Origin of the sequence: Bacteroides sp. (genome assembly GCF_019417265.1) — a bacterium.
Classification (GTDB): Bacteria; Bacteroidota; Bacteroidia; order Bacteroidales; family Bacteroidaceae; genus Phocaeicola.
In genome coordinates, this window is record NZ_DXVR01000018.1 from 19,335 (window position 1) to 34,516 (window position 15,182).

Annotated in this window: 11 protein-coding genes and 1 pseudogene; 3 read left to right on the forward strand and 9 right to left on the reverse strand. The window is 40.6% G+C overall.

Annotated features, from left to right (window positions below; translation table 11 throughout):
* Positions 1-64: 64 nt before the first annotated feature.
* The 4 genes from QZ379_RS04040 to ilvD are packed head-to-tail and all read right to left on the reverse strand — an operon-like array spanning position 65 to position 4,910.
* On the reverse strand, positions 65-811 hold the full coding sequence (locus tag QZ379_RS04040; protein WP_291558602.1) for an acyl-ACP thioesterase domain-containing protein: 747 nt from the start codon (positions 809-811) through the stop codon (positions 65-67).
* A gap of 12 nt (positions 812-823) precedes the next feature.
* Positions 824-1,375 (reverse strand): acetolactate synthase small subunit, encoded by a 552-nt coding sequence (gene ilvN / locus QZ379_RS04045; protein WP_291558604.1) that lies wholly within the window; start codon positions 1,373-1,375, stop codon positions 824-826.
* Positions 1,376-1,393: 18 nt separating this feature from the next.
* Positions 1,394-3,094 carry a biosynthetic-type acetolactate synthase large subunit gene (gene ilvB, locus QZ379_RS04050; protein WP_291558607.1) on the reverse strand — a complete coding sequence of 567 codons (1,701 nt, stop codon included), beginning with the start codon at positions 3,092-3,094 and terminating at the stop codon, positions 1,394-1,396.
* A gap of 13 nt (positions 3,095-3,107) precedes the next feature.
* Entirely contained in the window at positions 3,108-4,910 is a 1,803-nt protein-coding gene (ilvD, locus tag QZ379_RS04055; protein WP_291558638.1) for a dihydroxy-acid dehydratase, read from the reverse strand.
* A 613-nt stretch (positions 4,911-5,523) separates the two neighbouring features.
* On the opposite strand from ilvD, the gene QZ379_RS04060 reads away from it, so the two are divergent.
* Entirely contained in the window at positions 5,524-6,024 is a 501-nt protein-coding gene (locus QZ379_RS04060) for a hypothetical protein (RefSeq protein ID WP_154042863.1), read from the forward strand.
* 1 nt (position 6,025) lies between these two features.
* On the opposite strand, the gene QZ379_RS04065 is transcribed toward QZ379_RS04060, so the two are convergent.
* From QZ379_RS04065 to QZ379_RS12740, 5 genes and pseudogenes are all read right to left on the reverse strand, one after another.
* Positions 6,026-6,904, reverse strand: a complete 879-nt coding sequence (locus QZ379_RS04065; protein WP_291558613.1) for a hypothetical protein — start codon at positions 6,902-6,904, stop codon at positions 6,026-6,028.
* A 17-nt stretch (positions 6,905-6,921) separates the two neighbouring features.
* Entirely contained in the window at positions 6,922-10,584 is a 3,663-nt protein-coding gene (locus tag QZ379_RS04070) for an ATP-binding protein (RefSeq protein WP_291558615.1), read from the reverse strand.
* A complete protein-coding gene (locus QZ379_RS04075) occupies positions 10,568-11,119 on the reverse strand; it encodes a hypothetical protein (RefSeq protein WP_291558617.1) in 552 nt (183 codons plus the stop codon). The genes QZ379_RS04070 and QZ379_RS04075 overlap by 17 nt, the downstream gene beginning before the upstream one ends.
* Before the next feature lie 55 nt (positions 11,120-11,174).
* On the reverse strand, positions 11,175-12,371 hold the full coding sequence (locus QZ379_RS04080) for a hypothetical protein (protein WP_291558619.1): 1,197 nt from the start codon (positions 12,369-12,371) through the stop codon (positions 11,175-11,177).
* Between the two features lie 45 nt (positions 12,372-12,416).
* Positions 12,417-12,710, reverse strand: a pseudogene (locus tag QZ379_RS12740) (helix-turn-helix transcriptional regulator).
* Positions 12,711-13,235: 525 nt separating this feature from the next.
* On the opposite strand from QZ379_RS12740, the gene QZ379_RS04090 reads away from it, so the two are divergent.
* Together QZ379_RS04090 and QZ379_RS04095 are read left to right on the forward strand one after the other, a co-directional pair.
* Entirely contained in the window at positions 13,236-13,997 is a 762-nt protein-coding gene (locus QZ379_RS04090; protein WP_291558623.1) for an SDR family NAD(P)-dependent oxidoreductase, read from the forward strand.
* 101 nt (positions 13,998-14,098) lie between these two features.
* A partial coding sequence (locus tag QZ379_RS04095; protein ID WP_291558625.1) for an SWIM zinc finger family protein occupies positions 14,099-15,182 on the forward strand: 1,084 nt, incomplete at its 3' end.

Sequence of the window (15,182 nt, forward strand, 5' to 3'; positions counted from 1 at the left end):
GTTCTTTATAAGTTTTTAAGTTTATAAGTTTATGAGTTGTCAACTCATTCTTAATTATTAATTTTTAATTCTTAAATATCACTTTGCTTCTTACTACTACCTCACTATCGTTCTTCTTCACTTCGATATCGAATTCATTGTCCGAAATCTGTTCACGATAGAAAGTCAGTTTGTCGCCATAATAGCTTTCCGCCACATACGCCATTTCAAAACGGTGTATCATTTTTTTGCGGAACACATCCATATGGAACAAATCAAGTATATGTTCTATATATTTTATACTGTTCACATGTCCGTTGCAGTCGATGTCGCTGTATTTTGCCACATACTCTCCTACCGGTTCTTTCGATGCAACCTTTATCCTTCCCGGTTTTGCTATCGGACAATCCTTCTGACAGATATAGTCTACTATGTTGCCACCGTGCAATGTAAGCAAATCGGCAGGCTTGCGCGATTCCAAATCTATCATTGCCCATATAGAGCGTGCATATCCTATAGGCTTGCCGTCCTTATCGAGAATAGAGAAATTACGGTCTGTAAACAGGCGGTAAACATTCTCCACCCATGTCTGTATGCTGAAATCCTCATACTGCATAGGATATTCCTCCATCTCTATTGCCAGTAGTGACAACACCCATGTATAGTGGCTTTCGTTCAGTTCGGCTATTCCGAAACCTCTCTCTGTGGCATGAAACCCTGCACAATTCAGCAGATGGTTTCCCAGAACTCCCATAGTGAGTTTTCCTGTGAAATCCACATGGAAAGGTTCCGCTACAAACTTATAGGTTCCAACTTCATTTTTTTCTGCCATAACAAAATATATTTACAAACCTTTTTTATATCTTTCCTCACGGTGGGCAAGATACTCGTTCACACGTTCAAAACAACTTGTCGATACGGCTATTCTTCCCGAACGTACGAACTGGAGTACGCAATTAAGCCTTTTCAAATCCTCGTAAAGGAAAGTTATCTCATCGCTCATACCAACCATCTCTATAATAGAGAACACCGGATTTACTTCTACGATGTGCGCGTTTGAACGTCTGACCACCTTCGATGCCTCAGGATTTTTCTGAAACTCAGGTGTAGATACCTTATACATAGCCACCTCACGCTGGAAGATTTCCTTATCCGTAAAATAGTGCGCCTGAATAACATCCATTTTCTTCTCAATCTGGCGTACGACCTTCTCCACTATATCGGCAGTAGTCCAGCAGGTAATGGTATATTTATGTACACCGGCTATTGATGAAGCTGACACATTAAGGCTTTCTATATTAATCTGGCGACGTGTAAAAACGGCAGTCACCTGATTAAGCAAACCGGCTATGTTTTCCGAATGAACTATGATAGTATATAATGTCTTATTTTCCATTTTTAATCCTCCTACCCGTTAGCAATCCAAATCCATCATCATATAGTTGACCGAGCTTCCCGGAGGAGTCATCGGCAATACATTACCTTCTTCCACCACACAGACCTCAAGAAGGAACGGACCGTCTGTTGCAAGCATCTCCTCTATTCCGTCTTTAAGCTCTTCACGCTCTATGACTCTTCTTGAAGGAATGCCATACGCCGATGCTATCTGCATATAGTCCGGATTCATCATCGGTGTGAACGAATATCTTCTTCTGAAGAACATTGCCTGCCACTGACGTACATTTCCAAGGTAATTGTTGTTCATCAGAATCATCTTGACCGGAGCCTTCTGTTCCATGATAGTACCGAGTTCCTGCATTGTCATCTGAAGACCTCCGTCGCCCATTATCGCACAAACCGTACGGTCAGGACGGCCGAATGTAGCTCCTATAGCTGCCGGAATACAGAATCCCATTGTTCCCATACCGCCTGAAGTAACCACACTTCTGTTCTTCGTAAACTTGAAGTATCGGCATGCCATCATCTGATTCTGGCCTACGTCAGTCACCAGCACAGCTTCATGGTTTGTAGCCTCACTCACTGCATTTACTACCTCACCCATGTTTATCGGACCTTCTGCCGGATAAACCTCAGGTTTGATAACCTTGTCGAATTCCTGCTGTTCATACTGACAGAAACTGTCAATCCATGCAGTATGCTTGTTAGGCTGGATAAGTTCGGTAAGCAGACTCAAGGTACGCTTGCAGTTACCAAGCACCGGAACATGTACTGGTACATTCTTGCCTATTTCCGAAGGGTCAACATCCAGATGTATCACCTTTGCCTGTTTGGCATATGTTTCAAGTTTACCAGTCACACGGTCGTCGAAACGCATACCTACAGCTATCAATACGTCACATTCGTTGGTCTTTACGTTAGGACCGAGATTTCCGTGCATACCCAACATTCCCTTGTTCAGAGGATGTTCCGAAGGCATAGCCGAGAGTCCCAGCAATGTACATCCGCAAGGGATATCAGCTTTCTCTACGAACTTCAGAAGCTCTTCCTGAGCATTTCCCAATTCAACTCCCTGACCTACAAGCACCAACGGTTTTTCCGATTCATTGATAAGTCTTACAGCCTCAGCCAAAGCCTTAGGGTCTGTTTCCGGATCAGGGTCATAGCTGCGGATGGAATCAACGTCAACAGGCTCATAGTCAGTCATCTCCACCTGAGCATTCTTCGCAAAGTCGAGAACCACAGGTCCCGGACGGCCTGAACGTGCTATATAGAAAGCTCTTGCCACAGCCCAAGCCACATCCTCGGCACGGCGTATCTGATAGCTCCATTTCGAGATTGGCTGAGTGATACCAACAAGGTCAACCTCCTGGAAAGCATCCGTACCAAGGAGTCCTGCTCCCACCTGTCCGGCTATCACTACGATAGGCGTACTGTCTATCATGGCATCCGCTACACCGGTAATGGTATTTGTGGCACCCGGTCCGCTTGTCACCAGACATACACCCACATCGCCCGATACTCTTGCGTATCCCTGGGCAGCATGTGCCGCACCCTGTTCGTGACGTACCAATATATGGTTAAGTTTATCTCTATGGTCATATAAAGCATCGAATACAGGCATAATCGCTCCTCCGGGATAACCGAAGATAGTCTTTACTCCCTGATGCTCCAGCGAGCGCATCAATGCTTCACCACCTGTTATTATCTCTTTCATATGTATATGCTTTTTAGTCAACAATTCTTACTCCACCCTTATCAGCCGAACTTACCATGCTTGCGTATGCCTTAAGTGCCTTAGACACTTTACGGTCGCGAGTGACAGGTGTCATCGGACGTGCGGCAAGTTCCTCATCCGAAAGTTTCACATTGATACTGCGGTTCGGTATATCTATTTCGATGATATCGCCATCCACAATCTTGCCGATGTTTCCTCCGGCAGCAGCTTCAGGAGATATATGTCCGATACTCAATCCCGATGTACCGCCACTGAAACGTCCGTCGGTAATCAGCGCACATTCCTTACCGAGATGTTTTGATTTGATATAAGATGTAGGATAAAGCATCTCCTGCATACCCGGACCACCCTTAGGTCCTTCGTGAGTGATGACTACCACATCTCCGCTTACAACCTTTCCGCCGAGAATACCCTCACAAGCCGATTCCTGAGAATCGAACACCTTGGCCGGTCCTGAGAACTTCCAGATGCTTTCGTCCACACCGGCAGTCTTCACCACGCATCCATCCTGCGCTATATTACCTTTCAGCACTGCCAGTCCGCCATCCTTGCTGTAGGCATGTTCCAAATCGCGGATACATCCTGTAGCGCGGTCTGTATCGAGTTCCTTATAATAATTGCCCTGCGAGCCAAGTTTGATAGAGAACTTTCCGCCCGGAGCGCTTGTATAAATTCTTTTTGCCTCAGCATCAACACTCTCAGCCGAGATATCATATTTTGCAATAGCCTCAGCCAGTGTCATACCGTCCACACGCGAAACCGATGTATCGAGCAGACCGCCCTTGTTCAGCTGTGCAAGGATATTCATTATACCTCCCGCTCTGTTGACATCCTGAATGTGGTATTTCTGAGTGTTAGGAGCCACCTTGCAAAGACAAGGCACACGGCGTGACAACATGTCGATATCGTCCATTGTGAAATCCACCTCTGCCTCGTGCGCTATTGCGAGCAGGTGAAGCACTGTATTTGTGGAACCACCCATAGCGATATCAAGTGTCATTGCATTAAGGAAGGCCTGACGTGCAGCGATGCTTCTCGGCAATACACTTTCGTCGCCGTCCTGATAATATTTATAAGCATTTTTTACGATGAGAGCCGCAGCATCCTTGAACAACTGCTTGCGGTTTTCGTGAGTCGCTACTATCGTTCCGTTACCCGGAAGAGCAAGACCGACAGCCTCGTTCAGACAGTTCATTGAGTTTGCAGTAAACATACCTGAGCAACATCCGCATCCCGGACAGGCATGTCTTTCTATCCGGTCCACATCCTCATCGCTCACTGTCGGGTCGGCAGACTTAATCATCGCATCTATCAAGTCAAGATGCTGTCCGCCCCACTCTCCCGCTTCCATCGGACCGCCCGACACGAACACAGTAGGAATATTCAGTCGCATGGAAGCCATAAGCATACCCGGAGTAATCTTGTCGCAGTTTGAGATGCATACCATAGCATCAGCCTTATGAGCATTCACCATATATTCCACACTGTCGGCAATGATATCTCTCGAAGGCAATGAATACAACATTCCGTCGTGTCCCATTGCTATACCGTCGTCTATCGCGATAGTGTTGAACTCAGCGGCAAAGCATCCGAGTTTCTCTATTTCCTCTTTCACCTGCTGACCTATCTCATGCAAATGTGTATGTCCCGGAACGAACTGTGTAAATGAATTCACAATAGCTATGATAGGTTTGCCCATCATTTCCTTTTTCATTCCATTTGCCACCCATAATGCTCTTGCACCGGCCATGCGTCGACCCTGTGTGCTCATCGAACTGCGTAACTCATTTTTCATTTTCATCTCTCCTTATTTAATCAAAAAGCCTTTCCCATACACGTGTGAGAAAGGCTTTCATCAATATCATATATATGCAACTACATACATGAACCTTCCTCACCTCTTGGTTCCAAGACCACGACGCGAATAATATGCAGGACTGCCAGGTTAATAATAATGTTAGTTGCTTTCATATTTTACTGTTTATTGTCTTCACACTTGCAAAGGTAAAGGCTTTTTTGATATAAACAAATAAAATGATAGTTTTTTTTGAAGAAAAATATCATTTATCAGAGAAAAGGGCTTTTTTGCTACATATTATTACATGACACTCGGCTTCGGAAAACATGACAACCGTTCGAAAAAGGTCACATGACTATAAATATTTCTCAAAACGAGCCGTTCCGGAAAGCGTAACACGTACATGTCACGCGTGGAACACGAACGTGTTACGGTTTCTTTGATTAAGAAAAATAAAAAATCTTCTTTTTATTATTACACCAGCACATAAAAATGAAGTTTTTTATATACCTTTGTCACACTGATACTTAATTCTTAAATTATTATCTGGTACATTTTTGATTATTACTTACAACAGGCAAAGTAAATGTTAATATAGTAGAATTTCAATATGCGTAATTTCGTTGATAAAAAAGCTGGTGCAACCTTTTTGAAAGGGTATTCTTATACTTATGCAGTTCGTCAGAATCATATAGAATTGATTCTAAAGGTAAACAAGGGATTATATGGTGTTGTATGCCTGGTTCCAATCGGAATCAACCAACTTAGTCTTACATGTTGCTGGGGAACTTTCTTTAATCGTCTGAATAATCATGAAAATCCAGGACGCCTGCTTCAGATGTTAGAAAAACATTGCCCGACCGTATGTAATCTTTTTACCGGAGAAACTCCTTATACCTTTATTTCGTTCCCGGATGAAGACAATATTGGTGCTATATCATTCACGATAGATACAGAACCGGACTTTAATCTTTTAGATTTTATTGGTGATAAAAAAGTCTTGGATGAAGCTGATAAGTTATTCTCTTTTAATTGCAAGTTGTATAACGAAATAAAAGATAAGTGTCCTTTTGAGGGATGGAAGAAGGGACTTTATGATTTTAACGGTTAATTTAATATGTACATTTTTCAATGTATCCTTCCTGTTCATACACCCTACCATAATGATGAATCATTTCAACCAACCCGTTCAAACGTGAATCTATAATCTTCAGATTTTTATATCTAAGATATTGAGCGTCATACAGTCCCTTATTCCCGGATTTCAACCTTTCTTCTATATCTTCGGGAATAAGGAAACTCGCTCTGTCGCCCAAAAATTTATAAAACTCTGACTGATATATACATATACCTGCCAGATCAAAATCTCCAAAATGTATATATCTATTAGGAATTTTAATAAGCCATTCCCTTAAATCTGCCGAATGGGGGTATCTGGAAACAAACAAAATTTTATTATCTCCAAACAGATTTTTCTGACTCCGTATATGACGGAAGTTCTCACCATTTTCCATTCCCACCACTGTAACGTCTGACGGTATATAAAACTCATTCGGCTTTTGTATGAAAACAGCACTTCCTTCCGGAGGGGATATAACAAAATCACTATTCCCTATTCTTGCATGAACAGGTTCGTAACAGTTCACAAGAAAACCTCTGAAAGTTCGAAGCTTAAAAGTCTTGGAATCGCCTGTTTCCTGTACAAGCATACTGCGCTGCAAGTCTTTGTTCTCGCCGGAAAAGATTTCAATCCATCTTTCAAGAGAAGTGCCGGATGTATAATTATCTGAAACATATCTACCGAATGCCACAGGATCTGTAAGGCGATAGGAAACTCTGCTGCCACTGGCTATTCCGGTAATAAGCCCCTCTATCCTTAATTCATCAACTATCCAACGCGGAAGCGAGCTTGAAGGAAGAGTTCTTCCATCAAGCATATAAAGCAATTTTTTCGCAACAGATATTGTAAATCGTTTTTTATTTATTTCCATATTGTTACAAGTCATTTTTATTTTCGTGTAAGCAATGGCACTACCCGTGTATTGCTTTTCGCATCTTTGCTTAACAGATAAGTATATTTATAATCCTCAACATTATAAGTGGTAGGCGAACTGTTGATAAGTAATATGTTGCGGCAATTGGCAAATTCAAGTATGCCTTTCACATTATTAGGATGCAGCTTACCGATTTCATCCATCATACAATGCACCTTGAAATCCCCGAATTTCCTTGAGACTTTTTCCTTGAAAACATTGATAAGCATGATGTTCACCATAGCTTTAACCAGTATGTCTGTGCCGTCGGAACCAACATTCGCTATTTTCTCAACCCAGCCTGTGTCATTATCATTTTCGATAATACGGAACTGCAGGTTAAAGGTATCAGAAACGACAAGACTCTTCCTGGAAGGCTCATCCTTAAGCAGTTTACTGAATGAATTAAGATATTTTACAGCCTTGAGATTCACGTTCTCGCGCGAATCCTGTGAGAATAGGTCCATTTCACCCATATTGAAGGTGTTCTCATCATTGAAATTCTTTATTTCTATAAGAAGCTGCATAAGTTTGTCGTTACTCTGCAATGGTCTGAGTTCGATACTGCGGATAACTCCTGCAAAATTACGCTTAATGAAATCGTCATTTATGTCTTTAATAGTCTTATTAATAAGGCTTTCGCTTTGGGTAAGCTCTCCTGTTTCCTTTGATATGCGTCTTATTATGTTTACGTATCTTTCACTTATGCGGTTCTGATATTCGGTAATTTTATTGTTTTCCACAAACTCACATAAATTGGATGCGAAATCCATGTAATCTGAATCACACGACAATGACTGAGGGAAACTGAAAGTATTTCTTGCAGTAAAGTTACTGTTAAACAGATTTACCGATTTTTTGAAACTATCAGTATCCTTGCCAAGAGAAACTATCAGACTTTTCAGCTCTTCCACTATCTTACCACAAGGTTTATTGGTAGGTAGTTCTTCATGAGTGTACGACTCCGGAGGACAGAAGCCTTCATCTTTGCGGAAATTCTCAAGAGCGCAAAGATCGTTCTTAATGGCATCACGTTCGGCCGACTTTTCGTTTATACTGTTTTTTACAGTTTCGTACTGACCTGTAAGCTTGTTTTTCCTCAATGCGTATTTTTCTTCAAGCTCGTCCAGATGCATTTCATTGTTCTTCTTGTTGTCGCGCAATTCAGGTTCACGGTCAAACAGTTCTCTCTTGTCTTTCTCATAATTCCACACCAACGACTGTTTTTGCGATATATAATCCAATTCAGACTTGACTGCATCAATTTTTGCTTTATAGGAATTTATAGCCGATGTATCAGCTCCCTTACCGTTCAACTCCTCGTTCTGCAACTTGTGAAGTTCTTTTTTTCTGTTATCCGCATCTGTACACCGGTCGGACAGTTCATTTTGTACTGTCTGTATCTCTGCTTCAACAGCACTGCGTTCTTTCTTTTCCGCCTTTCTCAGCTCTTCATTAATCTGAAGAATCCGCTTTTCTCTCTCCTGTTTCAAAAGATCTTCATTATTGCAACATTTTTGCCTTTCCTTCTCCTTGCCTCCAATAAGTGTTTCTATCTCCTCAAGCCTGTTTCTTTTCCACTCCGATTCTTTACGTTCCCACGAAGCCTGTTCCGCCTTAATATTCTTAATCTGAAGCGGATATTGCTGTAACTGAATTTCAAGAACCTGCCTTTCGCCCGATATGGCTGAAATCTGTTTTCTATACTTATTTTTTATTTCTTCTGTACGCTTCGTTTTTTCTTCATTCAGAAGGCTTATTTTTCTAGTATATTCATCCCTATCTGAAGATTTGGCCTTAAACTCAGCTTTAAGCTGTTCCGGCGAGCGTAATTCACGCTGCACTTCAGCCAAATTAATTTTTACACCATAAAAAGAATTACTTCCATCGGTTGAGAGTTCAGGAGAAAGATTCTGATTGTAGAGTATAAGTTGTTCATCTGCAATCTTACCTATATTTTCCTGCCATCCTGGCCTGTTCTTGTCGAGCCATTCGCAAAAAGAGCCTTTGCTGCTGTTTATCAGGACATTCAATGATTCTATTTCTGCGTCCAACTGTTTCCTGCAGCGTAGAGCCTCATCTATTTTCGTATCATACTCTTTTTCAACTATCATAGTTTCCGCTTCTGACTTCTGTCTTAGGCGGTCGCACTCCAGTTTCAGACGGTCAGCTTTCACGGCGGTATCCTTTTCTTCGGAAGATATGTTTCTCAACCGTTCCTCACAGTCACTTATCTCATCCTTGAAATGAACAGTACACTCAACCCTTGTTTTCTGTTGTTTCAGGTTGGATATTTCTTCCAGCAGCTGTTCCTTGCTGTAGGCAAGTGTTTTAAGTTTCTCTTCATAAACAGAGCGTATTTCTTCAGCCTGAGTATTGCTTTTCTTTGTCAATTCCGCAATCCTTTTACCAAGTTCGTTTTCAAGGCTTAATACCCTTTTGTTGATTTCATTCTCAAATCTTTCAAAATCGGCATCAATGCTCTTTTCCATCAAAGAGTATTTGCTTATTATATCCCGGTACGTACTCGTGAGTTCATTATACACCTTATTCAAAGACTCCAGTTCGTATTTAAGTGACGTTTCCCTATTTACTCTTGATATAACCTCGTCAATATGTTCCTGTTCATAATATTTTCGTTTTTCCCTTATCTTCTTAAGGTCAGACTCTATAATACCGCTTAACTTTACAAGCTTGTCGCGCTCTCTGTCAAACTTATCTTTTTCTTCTCCAAGCAAACGTGTAAACCGTTCGGCTCCCTCTTTAAGTTGCAGGAGTTGTTCTTCCAGTTCTGGGAGCTTCAGGCGTGCCACCCTTTCAGAATAATTGAGATGCTGTCTATCGTCTTTAATCCGCTTATCAGCATACAGAAGCATTCTGTAATTCTTTATTACTGTATCAGCCTGTTTCCTGACAAGTACCACTCCATTTCTATCCTGTTTTATCCACAGCATTACGTCGGAATATTCCTGCTCGAAAGTCTCTATCTGGTTCCGATAATAACTCAGGTCTACAACAAACTCATTATCATCCATTGACTGTATGATGGTATCCTTTATAAAATCGGCATCAAGCTTTGAGTTAAGGAATACATTCTGAATTGTACGCGGTATATTCTGGTATCGCGAGCTCTCTACAATGGCATACTTACGGAACTGAAGCAAATCCGGCTTTCTGTTATTGCCGAATATTATATCACGAAACATATCATAGCCTGTAACTAGCGACGACACGCTTGCACCGGATTCCGACACTCTTGTACGAATCACACTCCAGTCGGCAGAAACCTCATTTTTGCCGTCAACAAACCACTCCTTACTGTATGGTGCATCAATAAAGCGGAAGGCAGCCCTACCCATCGACTTCGTTACAACTACGGTATAGGCACCGTTTTCGCGCATTACTTCATAAACTATATACGAATTGGCAAAAGGGAGATAGAAAGAATCAAAATTCTTCTTTTCTTTCGGTATGCCCAATCTGAGTTTGTCTGCATTATAGAAAAACAAGACAGCGCGCAAAAGGGTACTTTTACCAACGCCCTGGGTACCAATAAAATGTACATTGCCATCCAACTTTACTTCGGCATACGGCACATGTGCGCTGTTCAGAAATATTACCTTATTGAGATATCTCATCGTTCATTTCCTCCGATATTGTTATGCAGTCCACCAGATCCTCCATATAGTGAAATGCCGTTAATACTTTATAAGTGCTATCATGTTCATTCTCAAGTTCTATCATTCCTGCCTTTTCAAGTTCAGAAACAAGTTTCTCCACAACCTCATTATATTTCTTCTTATCCTGAAACAGTTTGGAAGCCTTATCCTTCAGCTCAATATGGCAACTTATCTGAACTTCTATGTCTGCCGGGCGGAACTTAAATCCGGGACCGAATGTAGCATCATACGTTTTAAGGAAACTTAGGTAGTCAATCCACTTCATAACTGCTTCAAGTTTTCGCTCAAGATCAACTTTCGCCTCCTGTCGGGTGAACATATAATATCCGTCACCACCTTCGAGATAAAAACCTATGCCTTTATAATATTCGTAATAATCGGTCAAATCCTCTTCTATGGCATCATAATACCGCTTTATAGCAGGAGAAACGCTGTTTGCAGAAATAAATCCGCCCTTACTCAATATATTGAATATTTCTTCGGTATATTTCATGATTATTCTGATTATGATTATGAAATTATTAGGAACTATCGGTAATTGTTTGGAGTCATTTGGAATATATCAAAGGATATTCCACGTTATGGCTTGTTTCATACTTGTCGGTGAAATTCAGTCCTTCGGCATACTGCGATGCTATCTGGCAGAAAAACAAGATTCTCTCGTCAGTGCTATGATATTTATGATAATTGTAATTCATTACAAACTTAAACAGATGACTGCTTGATGCCGAGAAAGCATTATAAATTTCCTGTAAGTTTATCTGGTCAAGAACTTCACCCTCTGTCTTCAGATATTCCTGAGGTATAGCATCGGCTATATTCTTCGGACCTTTAGTCAGGTTCTTCCTTTTTGATATGATTTTTCTTATTATCTCCAATGCCACTACAGAAGTACGCAGATTATCTACCGAAAGTTTTATCCTGTAATTGGTCTGAGGCTCCATCCACAGAGGATTTCTCATACTGACAACCTGACGTATATCAGTTTTTTCGTCTAAAAGGAACTGGTCACGAAGGTATTTCAAACGGCGGACTTTCTCGAATATCCTGTTCTGATAAGCTATAAGATTCAGGTAATGAATAATCTGCTTCTCTATCTCAATGAGATTATGATAAGAATCATTAAGCTGAAGTTTCACGTCATTCACCACTATACGCATTTGAGTATCCATGGCAATTCTGAAAAAAACAGGCTGAGCGTTGTCTATTATATCTTCACTCCTATTGATGAGGAGTTCTATGTTCTTACGTTTTTCATCAAGATTATTCAATTTTGAAAGCTTTACACGATAGTTTGGTTCATTCTTGTAAGTATTGTCAATGTTGCGTTTCAAGTCTATTACATTACGCACTGTTATCATTGCAATATTTTTCAGACACCGTCTTACCTCTTTGTGATAATTATATTTCCGCTGCTCATTATCTTCTTTAAGATAATAATCGATATTTTCATTCAGACGTCCCAGATAATCATTTACAAACGAAACATTTATATTCTCATTGACCTGTAAAACATCCTCGAAGAATTTAAGATATACATCCTCCATTTCAAGGAAATTCCCGCGATCTCTTATTATTCCGTAGTCAATAAGATATTTAATTCTTTCTTCTTTATATTCAGTGAGTTCGAGTGCATAATCATATTTCAAGGAAGTTGAAGCTCTTTTCTGAAACATCTGTTTCAACAAAAGCTTCTCTCTTTCAAGTACACGCAAAAGCTCATCAATAGATTTAAAGGTATTCATAGTTCAAGTGTTATAAGAATTACTACTGAAATGATAGTTACTAATTTAATGAATAAAATACTTTTCAACCATATCCTTCAGGCAAGGAGATTTTGGCAATTCCAGAAGAAGATTGTCTATAGTATTAATCTGTCCGACCACTTTCAACAACACAATAAATGTTGACAACGAAATATTGCCCGATGTACCATTCTAGAATTTATGGATGGTTGTAAGTACAATACCGGATTGCTCAGCAACATCTTTCTGAGTAAGATTGCAACGAATTCTATATTCTTTAAATCTGTTACCTAATAACCTTACAAGTTCAAGTGTGGAGTATTCATAGAAATCTACCATATAAACCGCATTTATATATCATTATAATGATAGTTACATATATTATTCCAGGTATAAATCTTCACTATTATGAAGATTACAAATACAAAACTATGCAATTTATGAGAATAAAACTAATTTTTCTTAGAAAACTTCGGCTATCCCAGAAACACCGTAACAGTCAAACTTCTTCAAAAAAGTCTGCCTGTAACACTATTCGCAACGATTCCCGTAAAGCGCAAGCTGTGTGAAGTTTATTTTTCTTGGTATGACCATAAATAAAAGTAGTGTCTCCATTACTACATATTTAGTACTTTTGTTTAGCTTTTTAGTACTTTTGTTTAACTTTGCGGTATATCCATTAAAGGTATCCCTACAGATATTCATATATTGGTTGACTGCTCCTGATGTTTCTATCTTTGACTTACATATAGAAATATAAAGTTACTGAATATCAGGCACTTGATTATTATGCTAGTTCTTATTAATTTAGCTCATTGATTTTAAGTATTTTATTAATTATTACCGAAGTATTGATATTAAAATATGAAAGGAAAAACAATATTAATCACAGGTGCCACAAGCGGCATAGGTGAAGGTTGCGCAAGAAAATTCGCGGCCATGGGAAGCAGACTTATACTGAACGGACGAAATACTGAAAAACTGGAAAGTCTGAAACAGGAACTTGAAAAGACAGGAACAGAAGTCGTAACTCTTCCATTCGATGTTAGAAACCGTGAAGAAATGCGTAATGCCATAGACTCTCTGCAAGGAGAATGGAAAAATATAGATGTTCTGATAAACAATGCCGGTCTGGTTTTGGGCATTGATAAAGAACACGAAGGTTCATTGGACGAATGGGACGTAGTGATAGACACCAACATCAAAGGACTACTGGCAATGACACGCATGATTGTTCCGGATATGGTGGAACGCGGATGCGGACACATTATTAATATAGGTTCCATTGCAGGCGATGCGGCATACGCGGGCGGCAGCGTTTACTGCGCAACCAAGGCTGCGGTAAAAGCACTGTCGGACGGACTACGTATAGACCTTGTTGACACTCCTCTGAGAGTAACCAACATCAAGCCGGGAATGGTTGAGACCAACTTCTCCGTTATCCGTTTCCGTGGAGACAAAAACAAGGCAGATGCCGTTTACGATGGGCTGAAACCACTTACAGGTGACGACATAGCCGATGTGGTTTATTACGCAGCATCAGCCCCTGCTCATGTACAGATAGCAGAAGTTCTGGTTATGCCTACTTATCAGGCTACAGGAACTGTATGCCACAGACAAAAATAAATTGCATACACTTACCATAAAAGCTAAGAAGTATAATCCAAAACAGCGTTTAAATACCATTTAAATACTATTTAAACAGTACTCAGATAAGATATAGTAACATGGCAGAACAATTCGGAAAAACATTGTGGGGCAGCGAATGGCTCCGCTCGCTTACTCATATAGACTATGATAACCGTATTCCTCGCGGAGCTACATACGCACGCAAAGGAAACGTTATAGACATAAAACTGAAAGACAATATCATCACTGCAAAAGTGTCAGGAAGCAGGATAACACCATATAAGGTTAATATCATCATTCCTCCTTTCTTCCCGGAACAGATTGACGCGCTGATGAATGAACTAATCAAGTATCCGGGCATTATATCACGGTTGATGAACAGGGAGATGGCCCCGGAAATCATGTCAATAGCCAGAAGCTGCGGACTCAAGATTTTCCCTGAAAAATGGACCGACATGAAAATGCAATGCAACTGTCCGGACTGGGCCGTGCCATGCAAACACCTTGCTGCCGTAATCTACATGTTCAGCCGCGAGATTGACAATAATCCATTCATTGTGTTCAGTATGCACAATGTAGATATTATGGAAGAGCTTAAGAAACGCGGAATATTTATCGAAGAGACCAGCAATGATATATCAGTACAAAACATAAAGGAGGTGGTAAGAACAAAAGGCTCTAGGGAAGTGAGCCATGGGGGATCTGTGTTCAAAAGAATAGACTTCTCAAAACTGACTGACAAGTCGGAAGCCTTGCTCATGCTCCTGGCAGAAAACCCTCCTTTCTCCACTACAGGGGATTTCAAAGAAAAATACTCTACTGAAATAATGCGAGCAAAGAAGAATGTACAACGATTCTTCTCAAGGAGGCTTGACGCTTCGGGACTTTTCCCTCAAACGGACATCATCTCAGGCAAGGAGATTAAAGCCGATAGAGAATTTTCATTACAGTTTGACAGCAATCTGAAATGGAAAGTAATGAACATCAGCTATGAGGGACAGGAACCGCTAACGGACTTTTTTGACGACGGTTCATTGCCTCTGGCTCTGTTGAATATAAACCCTGACTTTCCGCCCGACTATCATCCTTCGGTCATAGTTCTGAACCAGGCTCTGATATGTTCACTGCATCTGCTGTCGAAAGGAGCTGTAGCACCACAGATACTTCAGCTTTCAAGTAAAG